Source organism: Aquimarina sp. MMG015, from assembly GCF_018100855.1.
Taxonomy (GTDB): Bacteria; Bacteroidota; Bacteroidia; order Flavobacteriales; family Flavobacteriaceae; genus Aquimarina; species Aquimarina latercula.
In genome coordinates, this window is the sequence record NZ_JAGJEB010000008.1 from 108926 (window position 1) to 124223 (window position 15298).

Here is a 15298-nt window from a genome sequence, read left to right on the forward strand (position 1 = left end):
TTTTAAAGTATGTTCCTTATTTTAGCCAAATGATTACAGTAGTTATTCTTGGTGCCGGAAATGTAGCACAACATCTATATACTGCTTTTCGAAATCAAAAATCGACAGAAGTAGTACAATGTTACAATCGAAAAGGAATTTTAATTCATAAAGATCAAAAAAAAGCATCTATTACTGATTCTCTAAATAATTTAAAAAAAGCCGATCTATACATCTTAGCGATAAGTGATGATGCTATAGAAGAGGTTTCAAAAAAATTACCTTTTAAGAATAGATTAGTTGTTCATACATCAGGTAGCGTTCCGATAGCTGCTATTAATGATAAAAATGCTCGAGGCGTTTTCTACCCTTTACAAACATTCAGTGCTACAAAAAAAGTAGATTTTAGCAATATCCCTTTTTGTATTGAAGCAGATAATGAAAAAGACAAACAAATTTTAAGAAACATCGCCTCTCAATTATCAAAAAGAATCTATGATATTAATTCTGATCAAAGAAATGTATTACACGTCGCAGCTGTATTTGTAAATAATTTCACAAATTATATGTTTTCCGTGGGAGATGAAATTTGTAAAGAAAATGAAGTTCCTTTTGAAATCTTACATCCATTAATACAGGAAACTGCAAAAAAAATAACTGAGATAGAACCTCAAAATGCTCAAACAGGACCAGCTATTCGTAAAGATTACCAAACGATTGAGCGACACCTTAAAATACTTAAAAATAATTCACAAAAAGAACTATACAAAACACTTACCAAAGCAATACAATCTAAATATGGAAAAGAGCTATAAAGAGTACCTACAACATATCACCACCTTTATTTTTGATATAGATGGGGTTCTAACCGATGGGACAGTATTAATTAATACCGATGGAGAGTTATTAAGAACTATGAATATTAAAGATGGATATGCATTAAAAACTGCAGTTCAACAAGGATTTAATGTATGTATTATATCTGGAGGAAAAAATGAAGGCGTAAGAAAAAGGTTAGAAGGTCTTGAAATAAAGGACATTTATTTAGGAGCTCATCATAAAGTGGAGCAACTTAATGAATATACGGATAACAAAAACATAAAACTGGAAAATGTCTTGTATATGGGTGACGATATCCCAGATTTACCGGTTATGAATATGGTAGGATTACCAACCTGTCCTCAAGACGCAGTGGCAGAAGTAAAAGAAGCCTCAAAATATGTTTCATTTAAAAAAGGTGGGAAGGGTTGTGTAAGAGATGTTATTGAACAAGTCTTAAAAGTACAAGGAAAGTGGGTTGCTAACTATAATGCCAAAGCGTAAACTCTTTTATCATTTATAAAAAAGATACTATGAAATTAGTCTTTGCTACTAACAACCTAAATAAACTAAAAGAGGTACAAGAGCTTATCCCCTCTCGCATTCAACTACTAAGCCTGTCCGATATCGGTTGTACTGAAGATATTCCGGAAACTTCTCCAACTATTGAAGGCAATGCTATTCAAAAAGTTCAATATATCAAAGAACATTATGGATATGATTGCTTTGCTGATGATACGGGATTACAAGTTAATAGTCTAGATGGTGAACCTGGTGTATATTCTGCTAGGTATGCAGGAAAAGCAAAGGATTCTAATGCTAATATGCTGAAACTTCTAACAAACTTAGAAGAAAAGGAAAATCGAAATGCACAATTTAAAACAGTCATTGCACTTAGCATTAATAATAGGCTACATACGTTTACTGGCATCTGTAAAGGAACCATAACTAAGGAAAAAAGAGGAGATCAAGGTTTTGGATATGATCCGGTTTTTCTACCTAATGGATTTGATGAAACTTTCGCAGAACTATCTCTTGAAGAAAAAAATAATATAAGTCATAGGGCGATAGCCATAAAAAAACTGATTATATTTTTAAATAATTAACCTGCATCTGGAAATGCCAACATATCACCCATTCCAACTGTAAAGAGCCAGTTTCCATAAATAGCATGTTCGATAGAAACTAATGTGGTTGATTTTGTTCTTTGATATGTAAATGCAAATAAAAGTCCTCCTAAAAAAGTAAGCAACTGAACAAGAAAGCTTCTTAAAAAAATATGCGCTAATGAAAAAAGAATTGCATTTAAAAAAATAAATAGCCATTTATTCTTTATCAAATTTTCATATCTATCATAAAAAAATGTTCTATAAATAACCTCCTGTGGCCATACAGATAGAAAGGTATATACAATTAAAATGACACCCCATAACATAGGTTTCTTTATTAAAACCGAAAATAACTTATCGGGAGCAACCCAAAAAACATACAAACTAGTAACCACCACAATAATAGCTAGTTTAACGACCGTTTCTTTCCAAAACGGCTTCCAAAAAGTTTTATCTGGGAATTTTATTTTAAGAAGTTTAGATTTTCTTAAATGAATAAGAATGTATACAAATCCAGCAACAGTTAAACCAACTTTTATAGGAGTTGGATAGGTAAATAAAAAACTAACCGGAAGTAAAACGAATAAAAAGAACAGCTCAATTCCTCTAGTAAAAGTAGGTTGCATCAATATTAATTTTTCACTAATTTCTGGATAAAAAATGAAACAAATCATTTTTTAACAAATAAAAAAAGCCTCTGGGCAAGAGGCTTTTGTTTAGGGAAATCAAATTTTGGGGTCTATTCGATTTACAATTTTGGGGTAATCAAACTTCGGTATTCCAAGAATACCTTAAAACTAATTCATGTTATATCAATCATTAACAACACTTCAAAGATACATGCTATATCAGAAAAAGGCGATAAAGCTATTTTACAAAAATTAAATAATATCGATAAAAAGCATTTTTAATCGATAAAACGCAAGATTACTAATTACTACTCACCTTATACTTTGATATGAAACATTTTATCACTGCAAAACACTACAAGGAAGATACATGTAAACTTAAATAATAAAAAAGCCTCCTGAGGTTAGAGGCTTATTAGCATTGGGGGCGAAATAAATTTTGGGGCAAAAAAAGGTACTTAAACATAGAGGTAACATTAAAACTAATTCTATTCAGTAATTACTCTTTTTTTACATTTCAAAAATACTATTAACATTTAACTTTCATAGATAACAATAGATAAACAAACAACAAAACATCGATTAAAAGCAAAAAAAATCGATAAAAAAATAGATTATTTAAATCAATAATTAACAGAAAGTAATACGCACAAAAAAGCCTCATTAATGAGGCTTATAATTTGTCAAATTCAATCTTGGGGGAAATTAAATTTGTTGGGGCAAAAAAACGTAAACAAATAATTCCAATTTTTCTCTCTCGTTATATATTCAATTCCTTTATATCTTTTCTTCTGATGATTCAAAAGTACTTTATAAATACTTTTTTTATAAATATCCTTATACAAATATAATATATTTAATCGACAAAAAACAAATATAATCGACAAAAAACACAAAATGTTTTTAAATAGCCGAAAACCAAAGTGTTTTTATAACCAAACAAAAAAATACATTGCATAAATTTTATTAATATCGTAACATTACATCCTTAAAATTTCGAATACAACGTATGGAAAGTCAAAATATCAATCCCACTGGTCCCCAAAGTGAAGAAATTATTGAGAATAGAGAATTAAATATTTGGGAAGCATTAATTCCGATTATTGCCTTAGTAGGAATGTTATTTTACAATGTTTATTTTGCTTTTGGTGATGATGCCTTAAGTGGAAGTAATCAATTTATTTTACTTCTAGGAGCAGCGGTTGCTGCCATCGTTGGTTTTTTTAATAAAGTCTCTTACAAACAGATGATGGAGGAAGTTGCTCGAAATGTTAAATCAACTACTGGTGCTTTGTTAATACTTCTTATGGTGGGTTCGTTAGCAGGAACTTGGTTAATTAGTGGTATTATCCCTACAATGATTTATTATGGTTTACAAATTCTTAATCCTACCATTTTTCTGGCTGCTTGTGTAATTATCTGTGCCATTATTTCTATTGCTACCGGTAGTTCTTGGACTACATCAGCTACTGTGGGTATTGCACTTATAGGAATTGGCGATACCTTAGGTATTTCACTTGGTATGACTGCAGGTGCTGTTATTTCTGGAGCATATTTTGGTGATAAAATGTCTCCATTATCAGATACTACTAATCTAGCTCCTGCAATGGCAGGAGGAGAATTATTTTCGCATATAAAATATATGACCTATACTACAGTACCAACTGTTATAGTTACCCTTATTATATTTATTATTATAGGACTTACATTGGATACTTCTGGAACTCCAGAAATTGGGCAACAATTAGAAGCAATAAAAAGCGCATTTACAATTTCGCCTTGGTTGTTTATTGTACCAATTATTGTTATTGGTCTTATTATAAAAAAGACGCCTCCTTTAATTGCCTTATTAGCTGGTACATTATTAGGAGCTATTGCTGCTATTATTGCCCAACCCGACATCGTTATAAATATCGCTGGATCCGAAAAACTTGATTTCAATTCTGCATATATAGGTGTAATGAAAGCAATGACAGTAGATACAGCTGTTGAGACTTCTAGTAAAGAATTAAATGATCTATTTACAGCCGGTGGAATGTCCGGAATGCTCGGTACCATTTGGCTAATTGTTTGCGCTATGGTTTTTGGCGGTGTTATGGATGCTATTGGTGCTTTAGCCAGAATTAGCAAAGCTTTATTAAGTTTATTTGACTCTGTATTTGGATTATTTGCCAGTACTGTAGCTAGTTGTTTAGCATTAAATCTTACTGCTTCTGACCAATATTTAGCAATTGTAGTACCAGGAAGAATGTATGCCAAAGCATTTAAAGATAAAGGGCTTGCCCCAGAAAATTTGAGTAGAACTTTAGAAGACTCCGGAACAGTGACTTCAGTATTAGTTCCATGGAATACCTGCGGAGCTTATCAAAGTGGTGTTTTAGGTGTTCCTGTCGTAGATTATTTCTTTTTTGCAATCTTCAATTGGCTTAGTCCATTTACAACATTACTTTTTGCTGCTTTCAGAATAAAAATTAAACAATTAGGGGATAAATAACAATATATATCATAATAAAAAAGCGCATTCAATAAAGAGTGCGCTTTTTTAATTTTTCAATTTTTATCAATAATAGGGATCGGCTTTTTATCATTATCAATTGCTACAAATTTAAACAACCCCGAAACTGCTATCTCACGATCATAGTTATACATCTCTTCTTTATAAATATCAACTTTTACCATACAACTAGTTCTACCTACTTCTTGAACCTTAGCTACAAGCTCTATAATAGTGCCCTCTGGAATAGGTTTTTCAAAATCAATTTTCCCTGTAGAAATCGTCACAACTTTTTTCCTACTAAAACGGGTAGCACAGATGAAAGAAACCTCATCCATTAACTGTAACGCAGTTCCACCGAATAAAGTTTCATAATGATTGGTTGTATTAGGAAAAACAGCCTTAAAGATTCTGGTTTCTGATTTTTTGATTAATTCATCAATAGTATTCATACAATAGTTATATAGTTTTTTCTTATCATTTTAATGAATAAAGATACTTGTTATACCTTTATCTTTGTCCTATATTTTTTAAAATTCTAGGATGGAAATTATTGAAAGCCTTCAATGGCGATATGCAACAAAAAAGTTTGACAATACTCGTAAACTGCCACAAGAGAAAATTGATATACTTACTACAGCTTTTAACCTGACTGCCACTTCTTATGGATTGCAGCCTTTAAAACTAGTAGTTTTAAATGATAAGGAAATCCAAAAAGAACTTACCGCACATTCTTGGAACCAACAACAAGTAGCGGATGCATCCCATATCTTAATTTTTTGTATTGAAAACACAGTAGGTGAAGCATATATCACAAAATATTTTGATAATGTAAAAGCAATAAGAGATACTCCCGAGGAAATATTAAAACCTTTTAAAGAGCAACTGATAGATTCTTTTGGAAAAAAAAGTGCGGATGAAATTTCTAATTGGGCAGCAAAACAAGCATATTTAGCTATGGGAAATCTGTTAACCGTATGCGCAACAGAAAAAATAGATGCCTGTCCTATGGAAGGTTTTATTTCTGAAAAATATGACGAAATTCTGAATCTTACTCAATTGGGGTTAACTTCTGTTTTAGTTCTACCCGTTGGATATCGATCTAAAGATGATATGTTTGCTGATTTAAAAAAAGTAAGACGTTCTATTAATGAAACCGTCATTACATTGTAATCAAATACTTGGCAGGATATTTGGTGTCTTAAAAATGTTATATTTTTGTTGCACCTAAAACTTAATAAAAAATGAAAAAAATAGTTCTTTTTTTATCATTAATCGCTACAACGTCTGTATTTGCTCAAAATAGTGAGTTGTACTGGTTAAATGATTTTGAAACTGCTAAAGAAATTTCTAAAGATGCTAAGAAACCAATTCTTATGTATTTTACAGGTAGTGATTGGTGTGCTCCTTGTATTATGCTTGAAGAAGATTTTTTTAGTACCATGAGATTTAAGGAACTATCAAAAAGATTAATTTTATTAAAAGTAGATATTCCGAGAAGAATGGATGTAATTTCTGAGGAACAATTAAAAGCAAATAAAAAACTACTAGCTAAATATAATAAGGAAGGTGGGTTTCCTAATATAATTGCACTAAATCATAAAGGGAAACTACTTGGTAAACAAGGCTCCTATAGTGCTTCTCTTAGAGATCCTGCTAGATACTTTAGTTTTGTTACCATGATTATTGAGAATTACTAAATAAAAAGATAAAGCATACACTATATAATCAAAACTCTTTTCGGTATTTTTGCCGAAAAGAGTTTTTAATTTAACACCTCACCTATGCCTGGATTCGAGCTATTTGGAGCTGAAGAAAAAAAAGAAGTTCAAGATGTATTAGACAATGGAGTTTTAATGCGTTATGGTTTTGACGGGAATCGTAATGGACACTATAAAGCTTTAGAACTTGAAAGAGATTTAGCTGCAAAAATGCAAACGAAATATGCTCAAGTAGTATCTAGTGGTACTGCAGCTCTTACAGTGGCTTTAGCCTCTGCTGGTATTGGATCAGGTGATGAAGTAATCATGCCTACCTTTACTTTTGTAGCTAGTTTTGAAGCAATCCTTTCTGTTGGAGCTACTCCTATCTTATGTGATATTGATGATACATTAACTTTAAATCCTGAGGCGGTAAAGGCTGCAATTACATCAAAAACTAAGGCGGTCATGCCCGTTCATATGTGTGGTTCTATGGCTGATCTAAAGGCCTTAAAAGTAATCTGCGAAGAGAACAATTTAATCCTTTTAGAAGATGCATGCCAAGCAATTGGAGGTAGTTATGATAGTAAACCATTAGGTAGTTATGGTGATTTAGGATGTTTTTCTTTTGATTATGTAAAAACTGTTACCTGTGGAGAGGGTGGTGGATTGATCACCAATTCTAAAACATACGCTGATAATGCTCATAAATATCAAGATCATGGACATGATCACGTTGGTAACGATCGTGGAGCAGAAACACACCCCTTTTTGGGATACAATTACAGGCTTTCTGAATTGAATGCTGCAGTTGGTATTGCTCAATTAAGAAAATTAGATCAAACTATAGCTATTCAAGAAAAAAATTATTCAATTCTTCGAGAGGCTTTATCAGAGATGCCACAAGTAAGCTTTAGACGAGTTCCCGAGACTGGAATTGAAAGTTATGCTTTTTTAAATATATTCTTACCTTCTGAAGAACTAGCAAGAAAAGGACACAAAACCCTTGGCAGTCATGGTGTAGATGCCTGTTTTTATTGGTTCGATAATAACTGGCACTATTATAAAAAGTGGGAACATCTATTACAGCCTACATCGTTAAATGCGTTATCGCAAGCACAACTAGATGGTTTACAAAGAAATAATCAATCTTTTGATGCTAGTGATGCCTGGATGGGTAGAACAATTTCTTGTTTAATAAAAGTAGGTTGGTCCGAAGCAGAGGTAAAAGAAAGAGCTTCAAAAATGATTGAAGCTCTACAAAGTATATTATAAAAAAGGACTGTTTCCTAGTAGTTCACATATTCTACTATTTCTAATCCGTACCCTATCATTCCAACACGTTTTTGTTGAACAGAGTTAGACACTAATCTAAGTTTATGAATATTTAGGTCGTGTAAGATTTGAGCACCTATACCAAAATCCTTGCTATCCATTGCTATTTTCGGTGCTTTAACGATATCGCTTCCATTCTGCGTTTCATTTAACGCTTTTAATCTGTTTAATAAATTAAACGACTGACTTTCTTGATTAATAAAAACAATTGCACCTTTACCTTCTTTATTAATACGAGTGAACATAGCGTCTAAACGCTTATCAGCATTGTTGGTCAAAGTACCAAGAATATCATTATTAAATAATGTAGAATTGATGCGAGTAAGTACGGGTTCATTATCTGACCAACTTCCTTTTGTTAATGCTATATGAATCTGACTATTAGTAGTCTGCTTATAAGCTCTTAATCTAAAACTCCCAAAACGTGTTACAATATCAAAATCTTCTTTCTTTTCTATTAGCGAATCGTGCTGCATGCGATACGCAACTAAATCCTCAATAGAAACTAACTTAAGATCATACTTTTTAGCAACTTCTACTAATTCTGGAAGTCTTGCCATTGTACCATCCTCATTCATAATCTCTACAATAACACCAGCAGGTTCCAATCCTGCTAATCTTGCAAAATCAATTGCCGCTTCTGTATGTCCTGTTCGTCGTAAAACACCACCTTCTTTTGCTTTTAATGGAAAAATATGTCCAGGTCTTGCTAAATCATAAGATTTAGTGTCCGAGTCAATCAAAGCTTTTACGGTTTTAGCTCGATCACTCGCAGAAATTCCTGTAGTAACACCATTACCTTTAAGATCCACAGAAATTGTAAAAGCAGTTTCCATAGGATCCGTATTATTATCGACCATCATATTTAGTTTGAGGTCTTCACAACGCTGTTCTGTTATTGGAGTACAAATTAACCCTCTCCCATGAGTTGCCATAAAATTGATCATTTCTGGAGTAACTTTTTCCGCTGCTGCAAGAAAATCTCCTTCATTCTCTCTATCTTCATCATCAACCACAATAATCACCTTTCCTTGGCGAATATCCTCTATAGCTTCTTGGATAGTATTCAGTTTTAACTTGTTTTTAGTCTCAGTAACTTGTGACATAGCAATACAATTCTTAATTTAAAAGCAAAGGTACTTTATATAATTATCAAATGGAATAGTATCCACTAATTATCTGATTTTCTTAAGATCTTTATTTAATCTTTTATTATAGAAAAAATATAGTATTGGAAATAATGGAATACCAATAATTAGAAAAATAATCAAGGATGGTTTCTCTATTAACCCTTCAAGTTTTGTATAAAAACTTTTCAGATTAACATATGATTTAACCAAAAAGACGATATACGAGATTACACCTAGACCATTAAAAATTAATAGCATTGTTTTATTGCCACCAGCATCCTTTGAGATCAACATAATTACAATATTTACTATTAACAATAGTAAAAACAATGCAAATACTAACGAAGAATTTTCTTGAAAATTTATTTTATTTTTCTCAACCTCAATAAGAGTATTTTGATCTATCTCTACATCAATTTCTTGATTAATCGATAAACTTTTATTTTTATTCTTTTTATCGGATCTCTTTTCAAAAAAATCTCGAATAGGTTGTACTAACATATCAAAACTCGCTAATCCCCTATCTCTAGTAGCTCTATACGTAAGGAAAATACTAAGTGGAAAAATAATAAACGTAGACAACCAAGATCCAACAAATGGAGGAATCCCTCCTTCTTCTGCCCCGTTCTTAGCAAAGATTCCAATAAAATGATATGTTAGAAACAAGACCACTCCAATAACAATTGGCAACCCTAATCCTCCTTTTCTTATAATCGCACCTAATGGAGCTCCTACAAAAAACAGTAAAATACAAGCTATGCCTAGAGCGTACTTATCATGTAATGACATTTCATACTTATTAAGTGCTCTCTTTTTAACATCTAATGTTCTTTTAGCTGTTTGAAGTCTTCTTATGACTCCATCAACGTTAGAAAATGCCAAATTATATATTTGAGACTTTTGCTTGACACTAAATCGATCATTTATTAAATCTATAGTATCCTTTGTTGCTTTTTTTAAGGTATCTATTTTTAGATTCCTATTTAACTCTTTAAAACCGTTTCTTCGATTTACATCATCCTCGGTAGCAATATTCTCTTGATTTACCTGAATAGATAACGTATCTATTTGTTGTCTTAGTCCATTTACATTTAACATATTAAACCCTTTACTATATTGCTGGGCATCCATATCAACATTATCCAAAGACGATAAATCTATATTTAATATATATTGTTTAAAATGTGTTTTAGCGAATGGTAGTTTTTTTCTTTTCTTGGGAGATTTTGGTTGCACCTCTTCATAATAATTCCCATCATTTAAGATAAGTGTAATCAAATCAGAATCAATACTTCCTTGCAATTCACCATCGGTAGCTTTTATTACTGTAAAATTACCAAGTCTTGCACCTTTTTTATGAATGATCACATCTTTTAAAAATTGATCATTATCCCCATATTTTTCTGATACACGTATATTTATATCTCCCAAATCATTAAACTGATTGGGAGTAATCACCATAGCGGGTTTGACTTTTACTATATTTTTACGCAGGTTAACAAACTTACGTTCGGAATTAGGAATTACAGTATTGGAAAATAAAAACGCTCCAATACCCACAAAAAATATAAAAACAGCTAATGTTCTCATAGCTCTCTGCAATGATATCCCAGATGATTTCATTGCGGCAAACTCATAGTTTTCTGCAAAATTACCAAATATCATTATCGATGTAAGAAGAATAGTCAATGGCAATACCATTGGTATTAATCTAGGAGTAGCATATGTTAAAAACTTTATTATTACTGCAAAATCTAAATCCTTTCCCGCTAACTCCGATATAAATAACCAGATTGTTTGCAATAAAAGAATAAACATAATGATAATAAAGAGTGGGAAAAAAGTCTTTAAAAAAGTCGTTAGAATATATCTGTCAAGTATTTTCACCTATTCGTCTATAAAATAAATCCCGAAATCTTCGGGATGTAAATTGTTATTAATATCAGGCTATAAATATATCACTAATCTAAACGATTGATATAATAATTAGCATATTTTGATTCATCAAAAACAAATAATGTTTTTGATAATGGTTGATTTGTTTTAAAACTATTTACTGTAATTGTAATATTAGTCCCATTATTTTGCATCAAAATTAATTTATAAATATGTTTTGTTTGCTTATCTACACCTAATAAAATCTCTTTTAATTCACTATTAGAATCAATAGGGATCAATTTCACAAATTGAATCTTTCTTCCTTGTACATCTTGTACAATATCTAACTTAGAAGTATAACCATCTTCGTAAAAAGTAAGCATTTTAGAAGGTGTTACACTGGATTCATCTTCGGCACTCTGAGAAGAAATATTTATTTCTTCATCCTCAGGAACTATCATATGCAATTTCTTACCATCATACATTTGCTCCGTTCCCATTAAATTTAATAAGTACTTTTCTCCCAAAAGAGTTACATCACCTCTTGTTTCTTGAGAAACATTTTCTGCTGGGTTATTAAGTGCATATTTAAACCCAATAACTATATTATCATAACTCTTTACTTTAGTGGACACCTCATCCAAAAGTTTTTTAGCATCTTGTGCTTGAGTATTTGCTATAAAAAGTGTTACTACTAAAAAAAATATTCTATGTATCATCTATGTATTTCTATTGTATTTAAAAAACTCTTTTATATAATTTAATTACTTTTCAGCGTCTAACAATTGTTTTAAAGCAATTAAATCTGTTACTAAAACTTGCCTCGCTTTGCTCCCTTCAAAAGGGCCAACAATACCAGCTGCTTCTAATTGATCAATTAATCTTCCTGCTCGATTATAACCTAATTTAAGTTTTCTTTGTAATAAAGACGCCGAACCTTGCTGTGCTGTGACAATAACTTCTGCTGCTTCATTAAAAAGTTTATCTCTATCTTTTACATCTATATCAAGACTTGTGCCACTTTCTTCTCCAGAATATTCGGGTAATAAGTGAGCATCTGGATACGCTTTTTGGCTTCCTATGTACTCTGTAATCCTTTCTACTTCTGGCGTATCTACAAAGGCACATTGAATCCTAACCAAGTCATTACCTTGTGTATATAACATATCCCCTCGACCAATTAATTGATCTGCACCACCGGTATCTAAAATAGTACGAGAATCAATTTTGGATGTTACCCTAAAAGCAATTCTTGCAGGAAAATTTGCTTTAATCATACCTGTAATTACATTTACAGAAGGTCTTTGAGTTGCAATAATTAAATGTATCCCAATAGCCCTTGCCAATTGTGCTAATCTAGCAATTGGTGTTTCTACCTCTTTACCTGCGGTCATAATAAGATCCGCAAACTCATCTACTACAAGCACTATATAAGGTAAAAACTTATGTCCATTTTCTGGATTTAATTTCCTAGCCCTAAACTTAGTATTGTACTCCTTAATATTACGTACCATTGCATTTTTAAGTAAATCGTACCGAGCATCCATTTCTATACAAAGAGAATTCAATGTATTAATCACCTTATTATTATCGGTAATAATAGCTTCTTCTGCATCTGGTAGTTTGGCCAAATAATGTCGTTCTATTTTATTGAATAAGGTAAGTTCTACTTTTTTAGGATCTACTAGAACAAACTTAACTTCTGCTGGGTGTTTTTTATACAACAGAGATGTTAAGATAGCATTTAAACCTACTGATTTACCTTGTCCAGTTGCTCCTGCCATTAATAAGTGAGGCATTTTGGCTAAATCAACAACAAACGTCTCATTAGAAATTGTTTTCCCTAAAGATAAAGGAAGCTCCATCTCTGCTCCCTGAAACTTAGAGGATGCGATCGCAGATCTCATAGAAACAATTGTCGATTTTTTATTAGGTACTTCAATACCAATAGTTCCTTTACCCGGAATCGGAGCAATAATCCTTATTCCTAAAGCAGCTAAAGAAAGGGCTATATCATCTTCTAAATTTTTAATTTTAGAAATACGGATACCAGCTTCTGGAACTATTTCATACAGTGTAACTGTAGGACCAACAGTAGCTTTAATCTGAGCAATTTCTATCTTGTAATTTTTTAATGTTTCTACAATACGATTTTTATTTTCTTCTAACTCACCTTGATCAATCGTTATTCCTCCGTTTTGGATTGAATAATCTTTTAATAACTCAATAGTAGGGAACTTAAAGTTACCTAGTTCTAATTTTGGATCAAACTCACCAAAATCTTTCACCAGTTTAGCACTTAAATTTTCAACTTCCTCTTCTTCCACCACGGTCTCAACCTCCATAGCTATGTCTTCGGGGTTATCCTCTGATTTGATAATTAATTTTTCCGGAATTTCATCAGATTGATTTTTTGGATTACCGAAAAACTCATTTACCGTTGTTTTTGCATAATTGGTAGCCGTCTTAGTTTCAGTTGATGTTTTAACTTTTTCCAATACAGGCGTATCTAATGATAGTTCTTTAGTATCACCTGCAGATATATTTTCTTTATCTGATACTATCTCTTTATTTTCTTTTCTTTTAGCCCTAGAACCATTTATCTTTTTAGCAGATTCATAATCCCTTGTAATTTCCGTTTGAGTTTTTCTTAAAGAAGCTGAAATTTTTTCCGGAGTATAACGCAAACGAACAACTATATAAACAATAGCAAAAAAAGCTAGAACTAGTACGGTTCCTATAAAACCAATATAGTCCTGCATCAAATCATTAATTTCGAACCCAATTACTCCTGCAAATAATCCACTTTCTTTTTGCACAAAACCAAAAATCACAGAAATCCATAGCATCACCAAGGTTCCCCAAAACCAAAACCCAGCAAGCTTCTTTTTGTTTAAATCAAAAAACAAATAAACTCCGGATAAAGAAATTAATACTGGAATTATTATCGCAGAAATACCGAACCCTCTAAAAATAAAAAAGTCACTAACTTTTGCTCCAGATATACTTAGCCAGTTTTTAGCAGAAGAAGTCCTATTTGGAAATTGAGATATTTCGCTTTGATCTATTTTCCAATTAAAGAAAAATGATACAAATGCAAAGAATAATGCAATCCCCAAAAAAAACAAGAAACTACCCAAAATAACTTTTTGTTGTCTGGATAAGGTTAGTTTTTCTTTTAAAGGAGTTTTGGTTTTTTTTGAAGTTTTCCTTTTTGTTGTTACCTTTTTTTTTGCCATTTTTTGGATGTGTTATCGCAAAAATACGAATATCTATATTGGAACGTAAAAATGGAAAAAAAATTTTCTAGAATAAATATGGAAAGTATATAATACAACCAATAATAACTGCTGTTATTGCAGCTATAAATACTGCTCCGGCCGCAATATCCTTAATAAATCCAATTTTATTATGAAAATCAGGATGTATAAAATCTGCAATTGCTTCTATAGCTGTATTTACTCCTTCTACACTCATAACAAGACCAATAGCAAAGGTTTGTAATATCCATTCTATTCCTGTGATATTATTATAAAAGCCAAGGGCTGTCATCACAATTGCAATAACAGCCTGTACTTGTATACTTGGTTCTGTTTTTAAGAGTATTAGCGCACCCTTTATCGCATATCCACAACCACGTAATCTACCAACAATGAACGTTGAGAATTTACTCATAGATACTTTTTATGCTAATGTTTTTATAGCCTCGGTGTAATTAGGTTCTTGTGCAATTTCTGGTACTTGTTCTGCATGCACAACAACACCTTCTTGATCAACAACAATTACAGCTCTCGAGTGAAGTCCTTTCATTGGCCCATCAACTATTTCTAATCCATAGTCTTTTCCAAACTTACCGTCTCTAAAATCAGAATGATTAACTACATTTTCTAACCCTTCTGCTCCGCAAAATCTAGCTTGCGCAAATGGTAAATCTCTAGAGACACAAAGAACTTTGGTATTCGATAAATTACTAGCCTCTTTATTAAATTGTCTAACCGAAGCTGCACAAACTCCTGTATCAATTGATGGAAAAATATTCAAAACAACTCTTGAACCTTTATAATCGGAAAGTTTGGATACTGATAAATCTGTATTTACCAATTCAAAATCTGGAGCTGTTTCACCTACTTTAGGTAATTCTCCATTTGTATGTATTGCGTTTCCACCTAGTGTTATTGCTGCCATTTTGTGTGTTTTTATACCTAAAAATTAGGTAGGTTTATTT

Annotated in this window: 15 protein-coding genes; 7 read left to right on the forward strand and 8 right to left on the reverse strand. The window is 31.8% G+C overall.

The genetic code is table 11. From position 1 onward, the window contains the following. The first annotated feature begins 29 nt into the window (after nt 1-29). From J8L88_RS16185 to J8L88_RS16195, 3 genes are read left to right on the forward strand one after another with little or no spacing between them, the layout of a single operon-like run. Entirely contained in the window at nt 30-794 is a 765-nt protein-coding gene (locus J8L88_RS16185) for a Rossmann-like and DUF2520 domain-containing protein (protein ID WP_027392847.1), read from the forward strand. Continuing rightward, nucleotides 778-1302 (forward strand): HAD family hydrolase, encoded by a 525-nt coding sequence (locus tag J8L88_RS16190; protein ID WP_027392848.1) that lies wholly within the window; start codon nt 778-780, stop codon nt 1300-1302. Before J8L88_RS16185 ends, J8L88_RS16190 begins: the two co-directional genes overlap by 17 nt. Nucleotides 1303-1331: 29 nt before the next feature. Further along, entirely contained in the window at nt 1332-1904 is a 573-nt protein-coding gene (locus J8L88_RS16195; protein WP_211061272.1) for a non-canonical purine NTP diphosphatase, read from the forward strand. Here J8L88_RS16195 and J8L88_RS16200 read toward each other — a convergent pair. After that, nucleotides 1901-2581 (reverse strand): type II CAAX prenyl endopeptidase Rce1 family protein, encoded by a 681-nt coding sequence (locus tag J8L88_RS16200; protein WP_233557438.1) that lies wholly within the window; start codon nt 2579-2581, stop codon nt 1901-1903. The two genes, J8L88_RS16195 and J8L88_RS16200, sit on opposite strands and share 4 nt — an antisense overlap. Nucleotides 2582-3545: 964 nt before the next feature. On the opposite strand from J8L88_RS16200, the gene nhaC reads away from it, so the two are divergent. Then, nucleotides 3546-5030, forward strand: coding sequence for a Na+/H+ antiporter NhaC (nhaC, locus tag J8L88_RS16205; protein ID WP_027392851.1), 1485 nt, complete (start codon nt 3546-3548; stop codon nt 5028-5030). Between the two features lie 56 nt (nt 5031-5086). Here nhaC and J8L88_RS16210 read toward each other — a convergent pair whose 3' ends face one another. After that, a complete protein-coding gene (locus J8L88_RS16210; protein WP_027392852.1) occupies nt 5087-5482 on the reverse strand; it encodes an acyl-CoA thioesterase in 396 nt (131 codons plus the stop codon). A gap of 91 nt (nt 5483-5573) precedes the next feature. Between J8L88_RS16210 and J8L88_RS16215 the strand changes: the two genes are divergently transcribed. The 3 genes from J8L88_RS16215 (at nt 5574) to J8L88_RS16225 (ending at nt 8005) form a co-directional block, all read left to right on the forward strand. Beyond that, entirely contained in the window at nt 5574-6203 is a 630-nt protein-coding gene (locus J8L88_RS16215; protein ID WP_211061273.1) for an NAD(P)H-dependent oxidoreductase, read from the forward strand. 71 nt (nt 6204-6274) lie between these two features. Beyond that, nucleotides 6275-6730 (forward strand): thioredoxin family protein, encoded by a 456-nt coding sequence (locus J8L88_RS16220; protein ID WP_211061274.1) that lies wholly within the window; start codon nt 6275-6277, stop codon nt 6728-6730. 84 nt (nt 6731-6814) lie between these two features. Next, nucleotides 6815-8005: a DegT/DnrJ/EryC1/StrS aminotransferase family protein gene (locus J8L88_RS16225; protein ID WP_118386526.1), complete on the forward strand. Its 1191-nt coding sequence runs from the start codon at nt 6815-6817 to the stop codon at nt 8003-8005. A gap of 14 nt (nt 8006-8019) precedes the next feature. Here J8L88_RS16225 and ribB read toward each other — a convergent pair whose 3' ends face one another. From ribB to tpx, 6 genes are all read right to left on the reverse strand, one after another. Further along, nucleotides 8020-9171, reverse strand: coding sequence for a 3,4-dihydroxy-2-butanone-4-phosphate synthase (ribB, locus tag J8L88_RS16230; protein WP_211061275.1), 1152 nt, complete (start codon nt 9169-9171; stop codon nt 8020-8022). A gap of 69 nt (nt 9172-9240) precedes the next feature. Then, nucleotides 9241-11013, reverse strand: coding sequence for an LptF/LptG family permease (locus tag J8L88_RS16235; RefSeq protein ID WP_371813677.1), 1773 nt, complete (start codon nt 11011-11013; stop codon nt 9241-9243). 143 nt (nt 11014-11156) lie between these two features. Then, a complete protein-coding gene (locus J8L88_RS16240; protein WP_118386529.1) occupies nt 11157-11792 on the reverse strand; it encodes an outer membrane lipoprotein carrier protein LolA in 636 nt (211 codons plus the stop codon). 45 nt (nt 11793-11837) lie between these two features. After that, nucleotides 11838-14312 carry a DNA translocase FtsK gene (locus J8L88_RS16245; RefSeq protein ID WP_211061277.1) on the reverse strand — a complete coding sequence of 825 codons (2475 nt, stop codon included), beginning with the start codon at nt 14310-14312 and terminating at the stop codon, nt 11838-11840. A 67-nt stretch (nt 14313-14379) separates the two neighbouring features. Continuing rightward, complete coding sequence (locus J8L88_RS16250) at nt 14380-14748, reverse strand: diacylglycerol kinase (RefSeq protein WP_211061278.1); 369 nt, start codon at nt 14746-14748, stop codon at nt 14380-14382. Between the two features lie 9 nt (nt 14749-14757). Further along, nucleotides 14758-15258, reverse strand: a complete 501-nt coding sequence (gene tpx, locus J8L88_RS16255; RefSeq protein WP_211061279.1) for a thiol peroxidase — start codon at nt 15256-15258, stop codon at nt 14758-14760. Between the last annotated feature and the right edge of the window lie 40 nt (nt 15259-15298).

Bases quoted from the DNA above. Each gene is read 5' to 3' on its own strand.
- J8L88_RS16185 (WP_027392847.1), top strand. From the start codon at position 30: ATGATTACAGTAGTTATTCTTGGTGCCGGAAATGTAGCACAACATCTA.
- J8L88_RS16190 (WP_027392848.1), top strand. From the start codon at position 778: ATGGAAAAGAGCTATAAAGAGTACCTACAACATATCACCACCTTTATT.
- J8L88_RS16195 (WP_211061272.1), top strand. From the start codon at position 1,332: ATGAAATTAGTCTTTGCTACTAACAACCTAAATAAACTAAAAGAGGTA.
- J8L88_RS16200 (WP_233557438.1), bottom strand. From the start codon at position 2,581: ATGATTTGTTTCATTTTTTATCCAGAAATTAGTGAAAAATTAATATTG.
- nhaC (WP_027392851.1), top strand. From the start codon at position 3,546: ATGGAAAGTCAAAATATCAATCCCACTGGTCCCCAAAGTGAAGAAATT.
- J8L88_RS16210 (WP_027392852.1), bottom strand. From the start codon at position 5,482: ATGAATACTATTGATGAATTAATCAAAAAATCAGAAACCAGAATCTTT.
- J8L88_RS16215 (WP_211061273.1), top strand. From the start codon at position 5,574: ATGGAAATTATTGAAAGCCTTCAATGGCGATATGCAACAAAAAAGTTT.
- J8L88_RS16220 (WP_211061274.1), top strand. From the start codon at position 6,275: ATGAAAAAAATAGTTCTTTTTTTATCATTAATCGCTACAACGTCTGTA.
- J8L88_RS16225 (WP_118386526.1), top strand. From the start codon at position 6,815: ATGCCTGGATTCGAGCTATTTGGAGCTGAAGAAAAAAAAGAAGTTCAA.
- ribB (WP_211061275.1), bottom strand. From the start codon at position 9,171: ATGTCACAAGTTACTGAGACTAAAAACAAGTTAAAACTGAATACTATC.
- J8L88_RS16235 (WP_371813677.1), bottom strand. From the start codon at position 11,013: ATGTTTATTCTTTTATTGCAAACAATCTGGTTATTTATATCGGAGTTA.
- J8L88_RS16240 (WP_118386529.1), bottom strand. From the start codon at position 11,792: ATGATACATAGAATATTTTTTTTAGTAGTAACACTTTTTATAGCAAAT.
- J8L88_RS16245 (WP_211061277.1), bottom strand. From the start codon at position 14,312: ATGGCAAAAAAAAAGGTAACAACAAAAAGGAAAACTTCAAAAAAAACC.
- J8L88_RS16250 (WP_211061278.1), bottom strand. From the start codon at position 14,748: ATGAGTAAATTCTCAACGTTCATTGTTGGTAGATTACGTGGTTGTGGA.
- tpx (WP_211061279.1), bottom strand. From the start codon at position 15,258: ATGGCAGCAATAACACTAGGTGGAAACGCAATACATACAAATGGAGAA.